The organism is Candidatus Poriferisocius sp., from assembly GCF_965214065.1.
Lineage (GTDB): Bacteria > Actinomycetota > Acidimicrobiia > Acidimicrobiales > Bin134 > Poriferisocius.
On sequence record NZ_CBDCAT010000028.1, the window covers coordinates 50,439 to 70,609 of the forward strand.

18 protein-coding genes and 1 pseudogene are annotated in these 20,171 nt (G+C 65.1%); all 19 read left to right on the plus strand.

Features of this window, described 5'->3' with window-relative positions; all coding sequences use genetic code 11:
- Nucleotides 1-71 precede the first annotated feature (71 nt).
- Nucleotides 72-800: a selenite/tellurite reduction operon b-type cytochrome ExtP gene (gene extP, locus ACOOGG_RS11570; protein WP_420437591.1), complete on the plus strand. Its 729-nt coding sequence runs from the start codon at nucleotides 72-74 to the stop codon at nucleotides 798-800.
- Nucleotides 801-842: 42 nt separating this feature from the next.
- Complete coding sequence (locus tag ACOOGG_RS11575) at nucleotides 843-1,628, plus strand: menaquinol-cytochrome c reductase cytochrome b subunit (protein ID WP_420435254.1); 786 nt, start codon at nucleotides 843-845, stop codon at nucleotides 1,626-1,628.
- Nucleotides 1,629-1,637: 9 nt separating this feature from the next.
- A complete protein-coding gene (locus ACOOGG_RS11580; protein WP_420435255.1) occupies nucleotides 1,638-2,501 on the plus strand; it encodes a ubiquinol-cytochrome c reductase iron-sulfur subunit in 864 nt (287 codons plus the stop codon).
- Nucleotides 2,501-3,835, plus strand: a complete 1,335-nt coding sequence (locus ACOOGG_RS11585; protein ID WP_420435256.1) for a c-type cytochrome — start codon at nucleotides 2,501-2,503, stop codon at nucleotides 3,833-3,835. The genes ACOOGG_RS11580 and ACOOGG_RS11585 overlap by 1 nt, the downstream gene beginning before the upstream one ends.
- Nucleotides 3,832-4,974 carry a hypothetical protein gene (locus ACOOGG_RS11590; protein ID WP_420435257.1) on the plus strand — a complete coding sequence of 381 codons (1,143 nt, stop codon included), beginning with the start codon at nucleotides 3,832-3,834 and terminating at the stop codon, nucleotides 4,972-4,974. The genes ACOOGG_RS11585 and ACOOGG_RS11590 overlap by 4 nt, the downstream gene beginning before the upstream one ends.
- A gap of 20 nt (nucleotides 4,975-4,994) precedes the next feature.
- A complete protein-coding gene (locus tag ACOOGG_RS11595) occupies nucleotides 4,995-5,462 on the plus strand; it encodes an NADH-quinone oxidoreductase subunit A (protein WP_420435258.1) in 468 nt (155 codons plus the stop codon).
- Nucleotides 5,459-5,995, plus strand: a pseudogene (locus ACOOGG_RS11600) (NADH-quinone oxidoreductase subunit B); the annotation flags it as partial. The gene ACOOGG_RS11595 and the pseudogene ACOOGG_RS11600, both read left to right, overlap by 4 nt.
- 56 nt (nucleotides 5,996-6,051) lie before the next feature.
- On the plus strand, nucleotides 6,052-6,486 hold the full coding sequence (locus ACOOGG_RS11605; RefSeq protein ID WP_420435259.1) for an NADH-quinone oxidoreductase subunit C: 435 nt from the start codon (nucleotides 6,052-6,054) through the stop codon (nucleotides 6,484-6,486).
- Entirely contained in the window at nucleotides 6,483-7,772 is a 1,290-nt protein-coding gene (locus ACOOGG_RS11610) for an NADH-quinone oxidoreductase subunit D (protein WP_420435260.1), read from the plus strand. The genes ACOOGG_RS11605 and ACOOGG_RS11610 overlap by 4 nt, the downstream gene beginning before the upstream one ends.
- 2 nt (nucleotides 7,773-7,774) lie before the next feature.
- Nucleotides 7,775-8,395, plus strand: coding sequence for an NADH-quinone oxidoreductase subunit NuoE (gene nuoE, locus ACOOGG_RS11615; RefSeq protein WP_420435261.1), 621 nt, complete (start codon nucleotides 7,775-7,777; stop codon nucleotides 8,393-8,395).
- A complete protein-coding gene (gene nuoF / locus ACOOGG_RS11620; protein ID WP_420435262.1) occupies nucleotides 8,392-9,726 on the plus strand; it encodes an NADH-quinone oxidoreductase subunit NuoF in 1,335 nt (444 codons plus the stop codon). The genes nuoE and nuoF overlap by 4 nt, the downstream gene beginning before the upstream one ends.
- The gene (locus tag ACOOGG_RS11625) at nucleotides 9,726-12,269 is read left to right on the plus strand and encodes a molybdopterin-dependent oxidoreductase (RefSeq protein WP_420435263.1); all 2,544 of its coding nucleotides are present in this window, start codon (nucleotides 9,726-9,728) and stop codon (nucleotides 12,267-12,269) included. Before nuoF ends, ACOOGG_RS11625 begins: the two co-directional genes overlap by 1 nt.
- A gap of 34 nt (nucleotides 12,270-12,303) precedes the next feature.
- Nucleotides 12,304-13,521 carry an NADH-quinone oxidoreductase subunit NuoH gene (nuoH, locus tag ACOOGG_RS11630; protein WP_420435264.1) on the plus strand — a complete coding sequence of 406 codons (1,218 nt, stop codon included), beginning with the start codon at nucleotides 12,304-12,306 and terminating at the stop codon, nucleotides 13,519-13,521.
- Nucleotides 13,521-14,216 (plus strand): NADH-quinone oxidoreductase subunit NuoI, encoded by a 696-nt coding sequence (nuoI, locus tag ACOOGG_RS11635; protein ID WP_420435265.1) that lies wholly within the window; start codon nucleotides 13,521-13,523, stop codon nucleotides 14,214-14,216. The genes nuoH and nuoI overlap by 1 nt, the downstream gene beginning before the upstream one ends.
- Nucleotides 14,216-14,767 carry an NADH-quinone oxidoreductase subunit J gene (locus ACOOGG_RS11640; protein ID WP_420435266.1) on the plus strand — a complete coding sequence of 184 codons (552 nt, stop codon included), beginning with the start codon at nucleotides 14,216-14,218 and terminating at the stop codon, nucleotides 14,765-14,767. The genes nuoI and ACOOGG_RS11640 overlap by 1 nt, the downstream gene beginning before the upstream one ends.
- Nucleotides 14,767-15,069, plus strand: a complete 303-nt coding sequence (gene nuoK / locus ACOOGG_RS11645) for an NADH-quinone oxidoreductase subunit NuoK (RefSeq protein WP_420435267.1) — start codon at nucleotides 14,767-14,769, stop codon at nucleotides 15,067-15,069. The genes ACOOGG_RS11640 and nuoK overlap by 1 nt, the downstream gene beginning before the upstream one ends.
- 7 nt (nucleotides 15,070-15,076) lie before the next feature.
- Complete coding sequence (gene nuoL, locus ACOOGG_RS11650; protein WP_420435268.1) at nucleotides 15,077-16,999, plus strand: NADH-quinone oxidoreductase subunit L; 1,923 nt, start codon at nucleotides 15,077-15,079, stop codon at nucleotides 16,997-16,999.
- The gene (locus tag ACOOGG_RS11655) at nucleotides 16,999-18,588 is read left to right on the plus strand and encodes an NADH-quinone oxidoreductase subunit M (RefSeq protein WP_420435269.1); all 1,590 of its coding nucleotides are present in this window, start codon (nucleotides 16,999-17,001) and stop codon (nucleotides 18,586-18,588) included. Before nuoL ends, ACOOGG_RS11655 begins: the two co-directional genes overlap by 1 nt.
- Nucleotides 18,588-20,156, plus strand: a complete 1,569-nt coding sequence (locus tag ACOOGG_RS11660; protein ID WP_420435270.1) for an NADH-quinone oxidoreductase subunit N — start codon at nucleotides 18,588-18,590, stop codon at nucleotides 20,154-20,156. The genes ACOOGG_RS11655 and ACOOGG_RS11660 overlap by 1 nt, the downstream gene beginning before the upstream one ends.
- The last annotated feature ends 15 nt before the right edge of the window (nucleotides 20,157-20,171 follow it).

Genomic DNA, 20,171 nt, shown 5'->3' on the forward strand with positions numbered 1-20,171 from the left:
GACTCAGGAGAAAAGTGGCAAAGCAGCCCAGACCACCGGCCAGCGAGCGGGCCAAACAGGCAATGAGCGGCATGATGAGCGATGTTCAGGGGTCGCAGGCCTGGTCGTCCATCTTCCGTCCGGGGTCCATTTTCCGCAAGGGCTACAGCGACAGCCCCCGGAATCGCAGCTACGTGATCATGAACAGCGTGCTTTACCACCTCCACCCGGTGAAGGTGAAGCGCCACGCGGTGAAGGTCAGCTACACCCTGTGTTTGGGCGGCCTCAGCTTCTTCTTGTTCATCTTGCTAACCGTGACCGGCATCTTCTTGATGTTCTTCTACCGGCCCACCGCGGCCCAGGCCTGGGACGACATCTATATCCTCCAGACGTCGGTCGCCTTCGGGCTGCTGGTGCGCAACATGCACCGATGGGCCGCCCACCTCATGGTGATCACCGTGTTCTTGCACATGGCCCGGGTCTTCTACCACGGCGCCTATAAGCCGCCCCGCGAGTTCAATTGGGTCATCGGCGTCATCCTGTTGACCCTCACCTTGCTGCTGTCTTTCACCGGGTATCTGCTCCCCTGGGATCAGCTGGCCCTGTGGGCGGTGACGGTAGGCACCAACATGATGGGCTTCACCCCGGTATTCGGCGATCAAGTGCGCTTCGTGCTGCTCGGCGGGGTGGAGATCGGCACCGACACGCTGCTGCGATGGTATGTGCTGCACGTGCTTATGCTGCCCTTTGTGCTCGTCATATTCCTTGCTGTCCACTTCTGGCGAGTTAGAAAGGATGGAGGTATCTCCGGGCCGCTATAGAAGAGACGTCGCATAGACGCTTCTGGCCCGATCTGCAAGCCCATGGCTGAAGTCCCCGAACACCTCCTGAAGCGAGCCCAAGAGGCCCGCGAGCGCGCCGAAGCCCAGCAGGGCGGCGGCGGCGCGGCCGCGCCCGCATCCTCAGGAGCAGAATCCTCCGACGCCTCTGCCCAAGAGGCTGCGGGAGGTCCAAAGATCCCCGACCACTTGCTGGACCGATCCAAGTCGGCCCGCGACCAGGCCGTCTCCGGTGGAGCCGCCCCGGCGGCCGCCGCGGTAGCCACTGCTCCGATGCCTGCTGGTCCGGCCCAGCCGGAGCCCACCGGTCCGGGTGGGGGAACCCAGCGGCTGCTCACCGTGGTCAAGTCGGGCTCCATCCAGGATGTCAAGGCCACCCCCACCGACAAGGTCCATGTCTGGCCCCATTTGCTGGTGGTGGAGTTCGTGGCCGCCCTGATCTTCACCGCCTTCACCCTGATCTTCTCGATCTTCGTGAACGCTCCGCTATTGGAGTTGGCCAATTTCAACGAAACGCCCAACCCGTCGAAAGCACCCTGGTACTTCCTCGGCCTCCAAGAGCTGCTCACCATGTTCCACCCGATGGTGGCCGGAGTGACCATCCCCGGCATTGCGCTGTTCCTGCTGATCCTGGCGCCATACGTGGACCGCAACCCCAGCAAGAAGCCTGAGGATCGCAAGTTCGCTATTTCGCTCATGACCATCCACCTGATGTTCTGGGCGATCCTGGTTCTTATCGGCTCGTTCTTCCGAGGCCCCGGCTTCAATTTCGTCTTCCCCTGGGAAGTCGGACTCTTCTTCGATCTGTAGGGACTGACTATGGGCGTCGCACTCTCCATTGCCATACCGATAATCGTGGTTGCCGCGGCGATCGTGTTGGTAGGCGCGGCCCGGCGTCGGGAGTCCATGGCGGCCGAAGGTCGCCTGACTCGGGAGACCCGCCGACGGGACCGGGGACTGGTGGACATCGAAGATTCCTCCGACGCACCCTCTGGCCGAGAGGTGGAGCGGGCCGCGGTGCTGGCTCGCCGGAGCGCCGGAACTGAGCTGGTGGAAGCGGCCGACGCGTCGTTGGAGGAGTGGACTCCACCGGATCCCGATGCCGTCGGGGTAAACCGCCGCCAGTTCCTGAACCGCAGCACCGTAGCCATGATGGGTTTGGGCCTCAGCGGCTTCGGCGCCGCCTGCGTGGCGTTCCTATGGCCGCCGTTTGTTACCGGGTTCGGCGCAGATGTGAATGCTGGTCTGGTGGACGAAGTGAAGTCCCGAATCAGAGACGAGAACGGTTTTCTGTACCTTCCCGAGGGCCGGGCCTGGGTGACCGAGTACCCGGCGGCGGCCTTGCAAAAGGCACAAGCCACCTACAGCGCCCCGGAGTTGACCGGTATGGAAGCCGGACTCGTTGCCCTGTTCCAGAAGTGCCCTCACCTGGGGTGTCGGGTGCCGAACTGTCTGACTTCGCAGTGGTTCGAGTGCCCTTGCCACGGGTCTCGGTACAACCAGGTGGGCGAGAAGCGGGGCGGGCCTGCGCCTCGGGGTATGGACCGATTCGCCATGACGGTGAATGCCAAGGGGGAGTTCATTATCCGTACGGGCACCGTCATCCAAGGACCACCCATCGGGGTGAACACCACCGGCCAGGAGCCTGAAGGGCCGAGCTGTCTTGGGGGGGCATCGCACTGATGCACCTGCTTGCCGCCTCAACCCAGCGCAACCTGGGCATGGCCATCGCGGTCGTCGCCATCGTGGGCTTCGCCATCTACCTGATCTACAACGTGATGTGGGCTGGGCGCGGGGAGAAGGGCTCAGAGCTGGAGCTGGCCCCCAACCGCAAGCCCTATTTGAGCGATGAGGAGTTGGAGACCTCCAAGCTGGACCTCGCCTTGGTGAGCGGCCTGGTCACCTTGGTCATCATCGGTGTGGCCTTGCCTCTTTACTGGCTGGGCGAGCCCGGTCGCCAGCAAGGCTATGTCGATGACTCCCGGAGGCAGTTCACCAGTCGGGGCTTTGAGCAGTACGAAGAACGGTGCGCTAGCTGCCACGGCGGCGGCGGCCTTGGCGGGACAACCTCGACGTCGGTAACCGACGATGCCGGCAACTTCATCGCCGCTATCGAGTGGGAGGTTCCCGCGCTCACCACCGCGCTCTACCGTTTCTCGGAAGACGAGGTGCGCCACATCCTCAACTACGGCCGGCCTCCCACCCCCATGCAGGCGTGGGGTGCACCCGGCGGCGGCCCCCTCACCACCCAGCAGGTAGACGAGCTTATTCAGTACATCCAGAGCATTCAGCTCTCCCCCGATGAGTTGCAGGGTGAGGTGCTGGACGGACTCGTCCTTCAAGTGCGCGATGACGTATTGGCTGCAAATGACGGTGATATTGCCGACCAGCTTGCTGAAGCCCATGAGGCAGTGAATGCTGCGGGTGCTGACGAGATTGCTGCGGAGAACGCCGCTCGTGAATTGGCCAGGGTGGAGGAGTTGATTCGCGAGACCAGCGAGCAGCACATACGAAATCTGGACTCGCCAGATCGGGGTGAGCTGTTGTTCAACAACGGGGTATACGGCTGCGCGCGCTGCCACACTCCGCGGGATTCGTGGCGGTTCACCGGACCTGAGGAGCAGCCGGGGGCAGGTCCGGTGGTCTTGGCCCGGGGCTCCGCAGAAGAGGCCGATGTGGTCGCCCAGCTCGGGAGCTTGATTCCTGCGTACATACCAGGAGGCGGGGCGTTCGGTCCCAACCTCACCAATGGGGCCACCCTGCGGCAATTCGACACCGCCGAGGGCCACGCTGGATTCGTCACCATCGGCTCCGAGGAGGGAATGGGCTACGGCAACTTCGGCCAGGGCGACGGCGGCGGCCAGATGCCGGCCTTCGGTGTGTGCGTGGGCGATCGGGACTCCGGTGATCGCAGTCCAATCCACGGGTTCTGCTCGCTGGAAGACGGCAGCGTCCGACCGGGCATGCTGACCGCCGACCAGATTGCCGACATCGTGGCCTACGAGCGGGGGTTGTGAGCATGGGCTCGGTTATCTCCGCAGTGAGCGCGCTGGCTGCCATCTCGTTCGACAACGAGGTCCGCGGCCTGCTGACGGTGCTGCTGGGCTCGGCCATCCTCATGGGATCGGTGTGGCTCATCATTTCCACCAACACCGGCTTCCGCCTGGGAAGTCTTATCGCCATTTCAGCCATCTTCGGCTGGACGGCGATGATGGCGCTGCTGTGGGCCCTGTACGGCATCGGACTCCAAGGGGCCCGCCCTACCTGGGAGGTCCAGGCCATCCATATCGGCAACCCCTCGGTGTCGGATAACGAGGCCAATCCACCTCCAGGGATACTCGACGATCTGCCCAACCCGGTGACTTGCCCCACGTTGGGCAACCAAGACTGTCTTCCCAAGGCCATCCAAGTAGTCCGCGTGCTGGGCGACAGCAGTCAGCGGGCCGAATTCAACTCCATAGACGCCATTGCCATCCGCAACGAGGTGAACGCCTTCCACGACGCCCTGGCTGACGGAGACCCTCGCAAACTCACCGGCGATGAAATCGAGGCTGAAGTGCAGCGTCTGGCCGACGAGGAGAGCATCCGCAACGAGAATCTGACCCTGAGCGAGCTGAAGGGCATCGCCCCCAACCTCACCGATGAGGCTGAGCGGCGAGGCTGGCTGGAGTTGGGCGACTGGAATCTGGAGACCACCCAAGCTGCCGGTGAGGCCATCACCGCGGCCAGCGACTATCTCGTCCAAGCCGACCTGGGCTTCGGCGCGACCGATGAGCAGAGCAACACCTTTGTCGTGCTGGACGCCTTCCAGCAGGGGGGCAAGCCGGAACGGCTCAACAACGGTGTTTGGGAGCGGGTCAGCAACAAGGTCATCACCAGCACCATGCCCCGCCATCCCACCAACTACACGGTGGTACAGGTGCAGCGGTCGGTCTACAAGGAGCCGGTAGCTGGCCGGGCCCCACCTCCGGCCGAGGTCGACCCCGAAGAGCCGGTCATTTCGGTGCTCTTGCGCCGCAACCTGGGCCGGTTCCGCCTGCCCGGTATTCTGGTGGCCATCGGCTCCGGACTGTTGTTCTTGGTGTCTTTGCTGATGCTCCACACCCGCGACCTGGAGGTCCGCCGTCGCCTGGAGGGCGAAGGCGCGGCACCATGATCGCATCGGGGTAGACCGCGATGACCGGCCAATACCTGCCGATCTTCGCCCTCGGAGTCTTGGCCGTGCTGTTCGCGGCTCTGAGTTTCGGCGCTTCCCGACTGCTGGCCCCCCGGCGCCAGACCAAGGCCAAGCTGGCCCCCTACGAGTGTGGGGTGGAAGAGAGCACCGACGCACCGGAGCGGTTCGGGGTCCGGTTCTTTCTCATCGCCATGATCTTCATCGTCTTCGACATCGAGATCATCTTCTTGTACCCCTGGGCAGTGTCCTACCGGGGGCTGGGCCTCTTCGGCTTGGTGGCTATGGGAATCTTCGCTTTGGCCGTGTTCGAGTCATTCGTCTACCTCATCGGCAACGGCGCTCTTGACTGGGGGCCGTCTCGTCCGATGTGGCGGCGCGACCCCCAGGTATCGGCTCGCCGCACTAGCGACACCACCATCCGCCGGGTAGGCCTGGACGGACGAGGCGCTCCGGAGGAAGCGGCATGAAACTTCCACTGCTTGGCGACCCTGAGGCCATCCTCGACCAGGGACTCGAAGGAGTCGACCACAACTTTGTGACCAGCAAACTCGAAGAGCTGGTCAAATGGTCGCGGGCCCGCAGCTGCTGGCCGGCCACCTTCGGCTTGGCCTGCTGCGCCATCGAGATGATGGCCACCGGCGGCGCCCACTACGACTTGGCCCGCTACGGCATGGAGGTGTTCCGGGCCTCCCCCCGCCAAGCCGACCTGATGATCGTGGCCGGCCGGGTCTCCCAGAAGATGGCCCCTATCCTGCGCCGCATCTACGACCAGATGATGGAGCCCAAGTGGGTGATTTCCATGGGGGTGTGCGCCTCCAGCGGCGGAATGTTCAACAACTACGCCATCGTGCAAGGCGTGGACCAGATCGTGCCGGTAGACGTTTACGCCCCCGGCTGCCCACCCGGCCCGGAAACCCTTATGCACGCCATTTTGACCCTCCACGACAAGATCACCAGCGGAGAGATAACCCGCCGCCGAGACGAGACTGGGGCCGGGGCCGGCCTCACCGTGAGCCAGCAAGACGGCCAAAGTTCAACGGGCGTGGTAATCCGTACATGAGCGACTCGGTGCTGCATGTGCCCCGCGACCAGCTCGTCGAGACGGTTACCGGATTGCGCGATGAGGGCTATGTGTCGGTCTTGGATGTGACCGCGGTGGACTACCTGGAGCACCCCGGCCGCAGCGACCTGCCTGCTGAGGCAACCCCCGAGCGCTTCGAGCTGGTGGTCACCCTCATCTCCCACGCCGCTGCGGGCCGCATCAGGCTGCGAGTGCAGGTGCCCGCCGACGACCCCACCGTGCCCACCTTGTTCGACCTGTATCCGGGCACCGAGGCTTTGGAGCGAGAGGTGGCCGACATGTTCGGCATCGTCTTCGAGGGCCATCCCGACCCCACCCGCATCCTCATGCCCCCAGACTGGGAAGGACATCCGCTGCGAAAGGACTTCGCGGTGGGGCGCATCCCCGTCCAGTTCAAGGCCACCCGATGAGCGCGCCGGAGACCATGGTGGAAACCTCTAGCGACGAGGCCGTTCGCCGCCGAGAAGACAGCGCGGTGCTCCGCATCGGCGAGGACGACGGCGAGCGACTCGAAGCTGAAGCCGGCACCAGCGACACCAGCATGGTCATGAACATGGGGCCCCAGCACCCCAGCACCCACGGTGTGCTGCGCCTCATGCTGGAGATGGAGGGGGAGACCGTGATGCGGTCCAAGCCGGTCATCGGTTACCTCCACACCGGCATGGAGAAGACAGCCGAAACCCTCACCTACCTCCAGGGCCCCACCAACGTCACCCGCATGGACTACGCCGCTCCGCTGTTTAGCGAGCTGGCCTTCTCCATGGCCACCGAGGCGCTGCTGGGCCTGGAGCTTCCCCCTCGGGCCACCTGGATCAGGATGCTGATGTGCGAGCTGAACCGCATCAGCTCCCATCTGCTGTTCCAGGCCACCAACGGCATGGACATCGGCGCGGTGTCGATGATGATCTACGGCTGGCGGGAGCGAGAGGAGGCCCTTCGCCTGCTGGAGACGATCACCGGCCTGCGGATGAATCACAACTACATCCGTCCGGGGGGAGTGGCCGCGGATTTGCCCGACGGCTGGCGCGACGAGGTGCTCACTTTGATCGACAAGCTGCCCGCCCGGCTCAACGAGTTCGACACCTTGTTGACCGGCCAGCCCATCTACCGGGAGCGGCTCCAAGGAGTGGGGGTGATCAACACCGCCGAGTGCTTGGCCCTGGGGGTGACCGGCCCCATATTGCGCTCCACCGGCTACGCCTGGGACCTGCGCCGCGACATGCCCTATTTGGCCTACGACCAACTGGACTTCGACGTGGTGGTGGGCACCTACGGCGACTGCTTCGACCGCTACGCCATCCGGTTGAACGAAATCAGAGAGTCCATCCGCATCCTGGCCCAGATCCTCGACCAGATGCCTGCGGGCGACTACCGGGTGCAGGACAAGAAGGTCACCCCGCCGCCTCGGGCCCGCATCGACGAGTCGATGGAGGCCCTCATCCACCATTTCAAGATCTTCACCGAGGGCTTCAAAGTGCCCGCTGGCGAGGCGTACGCCGCGGTCGAGTCCCCCCGTGGGGAGCTGGGCTGCTACATGGTGTCGGACGGCTCCGCGGTGCCCTATCGCATGCATATCCGGGGCCCCAGCTTCGTCAACCTGCAAACCCTGCCCCACTTGATGCAGGGGGGCATGGTGGCCGATGCGGTGGCCATCATCTCGTCGGTCGATCCCATCATGGGGGAGGTGGACCGCTAGCCATGGCCCGCCTCAACCCCGCCAACCTCGCGGTCGCCCAAGAGATCATCGGCCGGTATCCGGTGCCCCGTTCCGCGTTGATCCCGCTTTTGCACTTGGCCCAAGAACAAGACGGCTACGTCACCGAGGACGCCATGGCCCACATCGCCGAGTTGGTGGGTATAACCCCCGCTGAAGTGATGGGCACGTGCAGCTTCTACGAGATGCTCAAGCGGGAACCGGTGGGCGATTACATGGTCAACATCTGCAACGGCATCTCCTGCCACCTGCTGGGCTCGTCGGAGTTAATTCATCACGCCGAGACCACCTTGGGGGTCAGGCCCGGGGGGACCACCGACGACGGCAAGATCACCCTCGAAGCCGTGGAGTGCATCGCCGCTTGCACCGAGGCGCCCTGTCTCCAGGTCAACTACCGCTATCGCAACCAGGTCACCACCGAAGACTTCGATCGACTGGTGTCGGAGCTGCGCGACGGAACCACCAGAGTCGCCCCCCACGGCAAGCTGGCCAAGGTCCGCCAGCAGGTCAGTGAGGACCGTCGGGCCGGGGTGTCGCCCCCCGACGGCCAAGGCGAACCGGCCTGGATGGCCCGCAACCCCTCGAGCAACGGAGACGGCTCATGACCGACGCCGCCGCCCAAGACCTGCGGATCATCACCTCCCGCTTTGACGTCGAAGACGGCCACACTCTGGCTGGATACGAGCGCACCGGGGGCTATGCCGGTCTGCGCCGGGCGATGGAGATGGCCCCAGCCGATATCCACGGCGAGGTGCGCACCGCCAGCTTGCTGGGCCGGGGCGGCGCCGGGTTCCCGGCCGGGGTCAAGTGGGGCTTTTGCCCGCCGGGGGTGTGGCCCCGCTATCTGGTGGTGAACGGCGACGAGTCCGAACCCGGCACTTACAAAGACCGCCTCCTCATGGAGCGCGATCCCCATCAGCTCATCGAGGGCTGTCTGATCGCCTGCTACGCCCTGGGCCTCTCCCAATGCTTCTTGTATGTGCGAGGCGAGATGGCCCACGCCCAAGAACGGCTGGCCGCCGCCCTCAACGAGGCCTACGAGGCGGGCTACGTGGGCGCCAACGTGCTCGGCGCCAAGGACTTCTCGGTGGACATCACCCTGCACTGGGGGGCCGGTGCCTACATAGTGGGGGAGGAGACCGCCCTCATCGAGAGCCTGGAGGGCAACCGGGGGATGCCCCGGCTCAAGCCGCCTTACTTCCCGGCGTCCATCGGCCTGTACGGCAAACCCACCATCGTCAACAACGTGGAGACCCTGGCCAACCTCCCGTGGATCGTGTCCAATGGCGGGGACGCCTTTGCCGCCATGGGGGCCGACAACTCCACCGGCACCCGGGTGTTTGCGGTGTCGGGTCACGTGGCCACCCCCGGCGTGTTCGAGGTGCCCTTCGGGACCACCACCTTCCGCGACATCATCTTCGACCCCCGCTACGCGGGCGGCATGCTTCCCGGCCGCACCCTCAAGACGTTCATCCCTGGCGGGGCGTCGGCCCCGTGGTTCTTCGAGGAGCACCTCGATCTGCCGCTGGAGAAGACCACCGTGGACCAGGCCGGCTCCATGCTCGGCTCAGGGGCCATCGTGGTCATGGACGACACCACCGACGTGGTCAAGGCCTGCCACAACGTGGTGCGGTTCTTCGCCCGGGAGTCGTGCGGCAAGTGCACGCCGTGCCGAGAGGGAACCTCCTGGTTGGAGAAGATCCTCAGTCGCATCTTGGCCGGCCAAGGCCGCCCCCAAGATCTGGACCTGCTCATGGACGTGTGCGACAACATCAGCCCCGGCATCAACTGGCCCCCCCGCCAAACCACCATCTGCCCGCTGGGGCCGTCGGCCGTGTCGCCCATCGCCTCAGCCTTAGAGCGGTTCCGCAGCGAGTTCGAAGCATATTTGCCCGCCACCGCGGTATCGGTCAACACAACTTCGGGAGTCGCATGATGAGCGATCAGGAAGCTGTGGTGAACATAACCGTCAACGGCCAGCCGGTGGAGGCCGCTCCCGGAGAGTGGGTCATCGCCGCCGCCGAGCGGGCCGGGGTTTACATCCCCCACTTCTGCTACCACCCCCGGATGAACTCGGTGGGCATGTGCCGCATGTGCATCGTGGACATCGACACCGGGCGCGGCCCTGCCCTGCAACCCTCCTGCATGGTGGCGGTGAGCGAGGGAATGGTGGTGGACACCACCACCGAGCAGACCCGCAAAGCCCAAGACGGGGTGCTGGAATTCCTACTGCTGAACCACCCGCTCGATTGCCCGGTGTGCGACAAAGGCGGCGAATGTCCCCTCCAAGACCAGACCATGGCCTACGGCCCCGGCGAGAGCCGCTTCGTCGAAGAGAAGCGCCACTTCGAGAAGCCCATTCCGGTGAACGATGTGGTGTACCTGGACCGGGAGCGCTGCATCCTGTGCGATCGCTGCACCCGGTTCGCGGATGAGGTGGCCGGCGACCCGCTCATCACCTTCCAAGGCCGGGGCGATCAAACCCAGGTCAATACCTTTCCCGATTTGCCCTTCGCCTCGTACTTCAGCGGCAACACGGTGCAGATCTGCCCGGTTGGCGCCCTCACCGCGGTGCCCTATCGGTTCAAGGCCCGCCCGTGGGACCTCACCGAAGTGGAGTCCACGTTCCCCAACCCAATGGGCGACCGGGTGGTGGTGCAGGCCTCCCGCGATCAGGTACTGCGCTATCAGGGGGTGGACAGCGACGCGGTCAACTGGGGATGGCTGACCGACAAAGACCGCTTCTCTTTTGAGGGCATGGCCAGTGAGCTGCGGCTGCGCACCCCGCTGGTGCGGGGCACACCACTGGGCCGACCCGACCCCCAAGGCAGCGAGCTAGTGGAAGCTTCCTGGCACCAAGCCCTCACTCTGGCCGCTGAGGCCATCAAGGCGGCGGTCGACGGCAAGGGCCCCCAATCAGTAGCGGTGCTGGGCGGCGCCCGCCTCACCAACGAAGACCAGTACGCCTGGGCCCGGCTGGCCAAAGGGGTCATCGGCACCGACCACGTCGACGCCCAGCTCGACGACGGTCTGCCCGCTCATGTGGTGCTCGGACTGCCCCGGGCCACCGTCAACCGAGCCTGCACACCGGGCGGCACGGTCATCCTTTTGGCCCCTGACCCCAAAGAAGAGCAGGGCACCCTCTATCTGCGGCTCCGCCACGCGGTGCTCAACGACGGCGTGCAGCTCATCGAGCTCACCCCCCGGGCCTCTGGGCTGAGTCGATTGGCCGCATTCCGGTTGCACCATCGTCCCGGTGAGGCCGCGGCCGTGGCCGCCGCTTTGGTGGGCGGCGACATTGAGTCCGGGCCCGACGGGGACATCGGAGGCGTCCCCGCAGCCGACGTCGCGGCAGCCGCCGCGGCCATCGCCAACCGGGCCGACAAGCCGATCACCGTGATCTTGGGCCGCCCCTCGCTGGCCGAGTCGGCTGGTTTCACCGTCGACGCCATTGCTGAGCTGATGGGGTTCGCAAATCTGTTGAGCGCCGGCGGGCGGCCGGGCATGGCCTTTTTGCCTGCACTGCACCGAGGCAATGCGCTCGGTGCGCTCGACATGGGCTTGGCACCCGGGCTGCTGCCGGGACGAACCACCCTGGCCGACGGCGGACCGGCCCTGGCCGAATCGTGGGGCTCGGTTCCCTCAGCGCCCGGGGCCGACGCCCGCGGCATCCTGCAAGCCGCCGCCGATGGCCGAATCGACGTGCTGATCTTGCTGGGCGCTGATCCTCTGGGCGATTTCCCAAGCCGAGAGCTGGCCGACGAAGCCCTCAAGAACGCAGGCACAATCGTCGCCTCCGACCTATTCGTGAACCCGTCCTCCGCTATAGCCCACGTCGTGTTTCCCGCCGCCGGGTTCGCCGAGCGCCGGGGCACCCATACCAACCTTGAGGGCCGGATCACCTCCCAGCGCCAGATCGTCACGCCACCCGGAACCGCCCGGGCCGACTGGGCCATCGCCACCGAGCTGGCCCGGCTGCTTGGTGCCGACTTCGGTTTCGGTACCCCCGAGGAAGTGTGGGAGGAGATCGCCCGGGTGGCCCCATCCCACCGCGACCTCTCTCTGGCTGCAATCGACGCCGAGGCCGACGGTGTGGTGGCCGGCGACAGCTCGGTTGCCTTCTCTTTGCCCGAAGCCCCAACCTCGTTGCCGCCGGTCGATTCCTACAGCCTCCGGTTGGTGTCAGCCCGGCGGATGTACGACCGGGGCACGCTGGTCCAAAACGCGTCCTCGCTGGCCGGCTTGGCCCCCACGGCCGCTCTATCGGTCAATCCCTACGACTTCTCGCGGGTCGGCGTGGAGACAGGCGCCGACGTGAAGGTGATTTCCAACATGGGAGAGATGGACGTGCCGGTGGTGGCCGACCCTGGAGTGCCCCGAGGCACCGCGGCCTTCGGCTATAACTACCCCGACTTGGATGTGCGGGATCTGTTGGATCCCGATGCCGTGGTCACCGACCTGAGGATCCAAACCCGATGACCATGCTCCCGCGGCTCTCAGGGATTTCGAACCGATGACCGCGGTCCTCGGCCCGTCCTTGTTCGGCCTCGACCCGCTGTATATCGGCGGGGTGGGTCTGGCCGAGGTTCTCATCACCCTGCTCAAGGTGGGGGTCGCCTTCGCCCTGCTGCTGATGGCTGTCATGTTGATGATCTGGTTCGAGCGCAAGGTAATCAGCGACATGCAGAACCGCATCGGCCCCAACCTGGCTGGGCCGTTCGGCATCTTCCAGACGCTGGCCGACGGCATCAAGCTGTTCTTCAAAGAAGACCTCGTCCCCGAGAAGTCCGACCGGCTTGTGTTCAAGCTGGCCCCCTACCTGTCGCTGGTGCCCGCTTTCTTGGTGTTCGCCGTGGTGCCCGTGGGAGGCGACTTCAACGGCGGCGACGGCCGGGTCACGCTGTTCGGTCACGAGACCTTCTTGCAAGTGTCCGATCCTCCGGTGGGGATCCTGCTGGTGCTAGCCATGTCGTCGGTGGCCGTCTACGGGGTCATGCTGGCCGGCTGGTCGTCGGGCTCCAAGTACCCCCTGTTGGCCTCGGTTCGGGCTTCGGCCCAGATGGTGTCGTATGAGGCTGCCCTGGGCCTGTCGCTGGCCGCAGTGCTGTTGAAGTCGGGCAGCTTGTCCACCAACCGGATCGTGGCCGAGCAGTCGGTGTGGAACTGGAACCTCTGGGTTACCTGGGTGGTACCCATGGTCATCTTTCTGATCGCGGCCACCGCCGAGCTGAACCGGCCACCGTTCGATTTGGTGGAGGCCGAACAAGAGCTGGTCGGCGGCTTCCACACCGAGTACAGCTCCTTACGGTTCGCCCTGTTCTTCTTGGCCGAATTCATGAACACCATCACCATGTCGGCCATCATCGTGACGCTGTTTCTGGGCGGTCCCAACGGCCCCGACTTCACCACGGTGGGCTGGTTGTCGGGCTTGTCGTGGTTCCTCATCAAGCTGATGCTGTTCCTGTTCGCCTTCGTGTGGCTGCGGGCCACCTTGCCCCGTTTCCGCTACGACCAGCTCATGGACTTGGGCTGGAAGCTGCTCATCCCCCTTTCGCTGGGCTGGATATTGTTGCTGGCCTCCTACGACGTGGCCGGCGACCGGGGCTGGAATCGGGCCGCCGCGGTGGTCGTGATGCTGGCCATTTTGGCCGCTTTGGCCGGACTGCTGGCCCTGGCCCTGCGGTCTGCTCGCCAACGCCGCGAGCTCGATCCTCACGGAGGTTTTGCCTGATGGGATACCTCCAAGGATTCGCCGTCACCCTGCGCAAACTGCTCAAGGGCACCGAGACGGGCCGGGTGGTCACCACCCAGTACCCGGACGAGAAGCGCCCCAAGCCCGAGCGCTTCCACGGCCGCCACGTGCTCAACCGCTACGAGGACGGCATGGAGAAGTGCATCGGATGCGAGCTGTGCGCCGGGGTGTGCCCGGCCCGCTGCATCTATGTGCGCGGCGCCGACAACCCGCCCGACGATCCGGTGTCGCCCGGCGAGCGCTTCGGCTACGTGTACGAGATCAACTATCTGCGGTGCATCCACTGCGATCTGTGTGTGGAGGCCTGCCCCACCGAGGCCATCACTGAGTCGAAGCTGTTCGAATTCTCGTTCACCAACCGCTCCGACGCCATCTACACCAAAGACGAGCTGGTGGTGGGAGACGACGGCCGGCCCCAGAAGCTCCCGTGGGAGGACTGGAAGCCTGGCGACGACGAGCACACCTCGGCCTGGGTTCGGGCCACGTCGCCTTCGGGACGGGCCGACTACGAGGGCCAGGTGGCCTGGTCGGGCGAGCTGGGCTACGGCATCCGCTCTCCTGAGCGGGGCCAGTCGGAGGACGATTCAGTCGAAGCCGATTTAGACGACGACCACAGTCAGCACCATCACGACGACCACGACCACCCCCATGACGACCACGGGGGCCACCACTGATGGAGACCGCCGTCTTCATCGTGTGCGCGGCCATCGTGTTGGCCGGGGCGCTGGGGGTGGTGCTGGCCCGCAACCCGGTCCACGCTGCGTTGAGCCTGGTGGGAACCCTGTTCGGCATGGCCGTTTTGTTCCTCAACCTGGAAGCCCACTTTTTGGCCGCGGTGCAGATCATCGTCTACGCCGGGGCCATCGTGGTGCTGTTCTTGTTCGTGATCATGCTGTTGGGCGTCGACCGGCTCGAAGACTTGTCGGTAGAGCCCATCACCGGTCAACGGACCCTGGCCGCCATCGTTGGCTTGGGCACCTTCGGTTTGGCGGTGGTTTTCTTATTGTCCGGCGACATCGGCTACCCGGCCGAGGGGATCCTTACGGCAGGAGTCACCGACCAATACTCCAACCTGCGCCAGATCGCCGACGTGTTGTTCACCGACTACGTGTACGCCTTTGAAGCCACGGCCGCTCTGCTCACCATCTCGGTGGTGGGTGCGGTGGTCATGTCCCGCCGCATGGCCCGTAGCGACGAAGCCCAAGAACCCGCGGGGGACGACTGATGGTCACCGCCTCCTGGTATCTAATACTGGCCGCCGCCCTGTTCACCATCGGTGCGGTGGGCCTTTTGGTGCGGCGCAATCCGCTGATCATGTTTATGTGCGTGGAGCTGATGCTCAACGCGGTCAACCTCACCTTCATCACCTTTGGGCGAGAGCTGAACGACATCGGCGGGCAGGTGTCGGTATTCTTCGTGCTGGTGGTGGCCGCCGCCGAGGTGGTGGTGGGGCTGGCCATCGTGGTGGCCATCAACCGCCGCCGCCCTCAGGCCACCGCCGACGACCTATCGGCGTTGAGGGGATAGCGCCGCCATGAGCACCCTTGTCGACCTCGTCTGGCTGATCCCCGCCTTCCCCCTAGCCGGAGCGCTGATCCTCATGGCACTGGGCCGCCGCCTGGGCGAGCCCCGGGCCGGCTGGCTGGCCACCACCATGATGGGCGGATCGTTCATCGCCACCGTGCTGGTGTTCATCGGGCTGTTGGGCCATGACGGCGACGAGCGCGAAATCGTAGTGACCCTGTTCGAGTGGGTGCCCGCCGGCAAGCTGGCGGTGGACATCGGTTTTCTGGCCGACCCGCTGTCGATCACCATGGCCCTGTTCGTGACTGGGGTGGGGGCCCTCATCCACCTCTACTCCATCGGTTACATGCACGGCGACGAGGGCTTCTCCAAGTTCTTCATCTACCTCAACCTGTTCGCCTTCTCCATGCTCATGCTGGTGCTGGGCGACAACCTGCTGCTCACCTTCCTAGGTTGGGAGGGAGTGGGGGCCTGCTCGTACCTGCTGATCTCGTTCTGGTTCGGTGACGAGGCCAACGCCTCGGCCGGCAAGAAGGCCTTCGTCACCAACCGAGTGGGCGACTGGGGCTTCTTGGTGGCCATGTTCCTGGCGTTTCTCACCTTCGGGTCGCTCCAGTATGGGGAGATCTTCTTCGACCTCGAGCAAAACGGGGTGGCGGCCAGCACCGCCTCGGCCATCGTGGTGCTGCTGCTGGTGGGCGCGGCCGGCAAGTCGGCCCAGTTCCCGCTGCACATCTGGCTGCCCGACGCCATGGCCGGTCCCACCCCGGTTTCGGCCCTCATACATGCCGCCACCATGGTCACCGCCGGGGTGTATTTGCTCACCCGGATGAACCCGATCATCGCCGAGGCCCACGGCTGGGTGCCCGACCTCATCATGTGGGTGGGCTTGGGCACCGCCCTGATGGCCGCCACCATCGCCGTGGCCCAAAACGACATCAAAAAGGTGCTGGCCTACTCCACCGTCAGCCAGCTCGGGTTCATGTTCGTGGCCGTGGGCTCAGGCGCCTATGTCGCCGCCATCTTCCACATGGTCACCCACGCCTTCTTCAAGGCGCTCTTGTTCTTGGGGTCCGGGTCGGTGATACACGGCATGGACGGCGACCAGGACATTCGCCGCTACGGCGGATTGGCCCGGCTGCTGCCCATTACCTCGATGACCTTCGTGGCCGGCTGGCTGGCCATCGCCGGGGTGCCGCCGTTCTCCGGTTTCTGGTCGAAGGACGAGATCCTGGCCTACGCCTACGGCGAGAACAAGGTGCTGTGGCTGTTATTGCTGATCACCGCCATCCTCACCGCCTTCTACATGACCCGACTGGTGCTCATGACGTTTTTCGGCCCGCCCCGCTGGGCCGACACCGAGGCCGAAAGCACCGAGGAAAGACCCCGCCGCCACCCCCACGAGTCGCCGTGGACCATGACCGTTCCCCTAGTTCTGCTAGCTGGTTTGGCCATGGCGGCCGGGGTGCTCAATCTGCCGTTCACCTCCGATGTCCACTTCTTGGGCAACTGGCTGAAACCGTCCCTGTTCGGCAACGAGGGCCATCTCTCCTTCGGCGGAAGCACCCAGTGGGTGCTGGCCATTGTGGCAATCATCGGCAGCCTGGGCGGGGTGTCGGCCGGGGCCGCGGTGTATATCCGCCGCCGGATTGACCCGGCCCGCATCGAGCACCCGTTCTTGGCCCGGGCCTGGCGCGTCGACGAGATCGTGACCAACTTCATGGGCGGCCCCGGTCGCCGGGCCTTCGAACGCACTACCCAGTTCGATGAGCAGGTGGTGGACGGAGCGGTCAACGCCACCGGCACTCTGGTCCGCCGCACCGGCACCAAGCTGAGGTCGTCGCAAACCGGCCTGGTCCGCAGCTATGCCCTGGGCATCGCCATCGGCGCGGTGGCGCTTCTGGTGTGGTTCATCACGAGGTCAGGCGTGTGATGGGCGGATCCACCGTATTGCCGGTCATCATCTTCTTGCCCCTGGTGGGCGCGGTGGCCATCGCGCTCATAGCCCCCTCCCGCTCGACGGTGCTCAAGCCGGTCGCGGTGGCCACCTCGGCGGCCACCGGGGCACTCACCTTGTGGCTGATGGCCGCCTTCGACAAGAACGACGGCGACTTCCAGTTCACCCAGCTCACCGAGTGGATCGGCTCAGCGGGTATCTCCTGGCACGTCGGGGTAGACGGCATCTCGCTGTTCTTGGTGGTGCTCACCGGGGTGCTGTTTCCCCTGGCCATCGTGGCCTGCGATCCGCCCCACGATGCCAAGGCCTATTACATCTGGCTGTTGGTGCTGGAAACCGGCTGCTTGGGGGTGTTCCTGTCGCTCGATCTGGTGCTGTTCTTCTTGTTCTTCGAGGTCGTGCTGATCCCCATGTACTTCCTCATCGGCTCGTGGGGCCACGAGAACCGCAAGTATGCGGCCACCAAGTTCTTCTTGTTCACCATGTTGGGCTCGGCCCTCATGCTGGTGGGGATGCTGACCTTGGCGCTCTTGGCGAAGGATTACAGCGAGACCGGCGAAGTCACCTTCAACCTCCTCGAGCTGGCCAACAGCGCGGGCGAGCTGCCCACCATCACTGCCCGTTGGATATTCCTGTCGTTCGCCCTGGCCTTTGCGGTCAAGGTGCCCATCTTCCCAGTCCACACCTGGCTGCCCGACGCCCACACCGAGGCGCCCACCGCCGGGTCGGTGATTTTGGCCGGGGTCATGCTCAAGCTGGGCACCTACGGGCTGGTCCGCTTCGGGCTCTACCTGTTTCCCGAGGCGTCCCGCTACTTCGCCCCGCTGCTGTTCACCCTGGGGGTGATCGGCATTTTGTACGGCGCGGTGGTGGCCACCATGCAGCGCGACCTCAAGCGCTTGGTGGCCTACTCCTCGGTGGCCCACCTGGGCTTCATCGTTCTGGGTATCTTCTCCATCAACACCGAGGGCATCGAGGGCGGGTTGCTCCAGATGGTCAACCACGGCCTGTCCACAGGGGCGCTGTTCCTATTGGTGGGGTTCATCTACGAGCGCCGCCACACCCGCCAGATCTCCGAGATGATCGGGCTCCAAAAGGCCGCTCCGGTGCTGGCCGCGGTGTTCACCGTGGTGATGCTGTCGTCGGTGGGCCTTCCCGGCCTCAACGGCTTCGTGGGCGAGTTCTTGATCCTGACCGGGGCGTTTGTGGCCCACCGCTGGTGGGCGGTGGCGGCCGCCGCCGGGGTCATCCTGGCTGCGCTCTATCTCCTGTGGGCCTACCAGCGGGTGTTCCACGGCACCCCCGACGACGCCAACCGGTCGATGCCCGACCTCAACTGGCAAGAGAAGCTGGTCATGGTGCCTCTGGTGGGGCTCATCGTGTTCTTAGGGGTGTACCCCAAACCGGTGATCGAGCGGATGGAGCCCGCCGTCAACGCTTTGATCGAGCACATGGAAGAAGTCGAGGGCTTCGAGTCGCCCACCGTGGATGATCGGCCCAAGGGCAGCTTCGAAGAGCTCCGCACCCTCACCGATGACTACGGCGACGAGGAGGAGGGCCACTGATGCTCTCGATCTTCGCCCAGGCCGACATCCCCGACATCCAGTGGCTGCCGCTGATTCCCCATCTGGTGATGGCGGGGGCAGCGGTGGTGCTGTTGACCATCGTGTCGGTGGCCGGTCGATGGCTGCCCAAGTGGTTCCCGGCAGCGTGGACGGTGGCCGCCGGCCTAGCCGTGCTGGCCACCGCCATTCCGGTGTGGATGCGGGCCTGGGAGTGGGGGCCCCATTCGGTGGTAGCCGGCTCCATTGGGGTGGACGGGTTCTCGGTGTTCATCATCGTGCTGCTGGCCTGCACAGTGGTGCTGACTGCACTGGTGGCCGACGGGTTCTTGCAACGGGAGAGCCTCGACGGTCCGGCGTTCTATGTGCTGTTGATGCTGTCGGCCACCGGCGGCATCACCATGGCTTCGGCCAACAACCTCATCGTGTTGTTCTTGGGCCTGGAGATCCTGTCGCTGGCGGTGTACGTGCTGGTGGCTATGCATCTGCGCCGAGCTGAGTCGCAGGAAGCGGGCATCAAATATTTCGTGCTGGGGGCGTTCGCCTCAGCCTTCCTGCTCTACGGCATCGCCCTGGTGTATGGGGCCACCGGGTCGCTCAACCTGGCCGACATTCGGTTGAAGCAAGGATGGTTTGCGTACGCACCCGACGGTTCTTTGTCGCAGGATGCGGGTATGCAAAGCGTGCCTGAGGACGCAGTAGTTGCCCTTGCCGACAACAGCCTGCTTTTGGCCGGTATGGCCATGCTACTGGTGGGATTCGGCTTCAAAGTGGCCGCGGTGCCGTTCCACGCCTGGACTCCCGACGTGTATCAGGGAGCGCCCTCGCCAGTGGTGTCGTACATGGCCGCCGGAGTGAAGGCCGCAGGGTTCGCCGCCCTGCTGCGGGTGTTCTTCGCCGGGTTCGGGGGATTTGCCGATGATTGGCAGCCGGTGGTGTTCGGCCTGGCCATCGCCACCCTGGCGGTTGGATCGCTGATGGCCATTGTCCAGACAGACGTGAAGCGCATCCTGGCCTACTCTTCGATCAGCCACGCCGGGTTCATCCTCGTCGGCGTGCAGGCCGCCACCGATGCCGGCGTGTCCAGCGTGCTGTTCTATTTGGCCGCCTACGCGGCCATGGCCATCGGCAGCTTCGCGGTGGTCACCGTAGTAAGCGGCCCCGGTGACGAAGGCACCGCCCTCGACAACCTCAGAGGCCTGGCCTCCCGCCGCCCGCTTTTGGCCGCAGCCTTCACCGTGCTGTTGCTGTCGCAGGCCGGCATTCCGTTCACCGCCGGATTCTGGGCCAAGTTCGAGGTGATCACCGCCGCGGTAGACGCCCGCTCCTTCTGGCTGGCGGTCATCGCCATGTTGGCCGCGGTGGTAGCCGCCTTCTTGTACTTGCGGATTGTGGTGGCCATGTTCCTCGACGCCCCCGACCCCGACGCACCCCGCCTGCACATCCCAAGAGGCCCCGCTCTGGCCATCACCATCGTGGTGCTGTTCACCCTCGCCTTCGGCATCTACCCCGAACCCCTCCTAAACCTGGCCGACGACGCCTGGCTCTCCATCAGCTTTGTCGCCCACTAGTAGAGGCGGGATCAA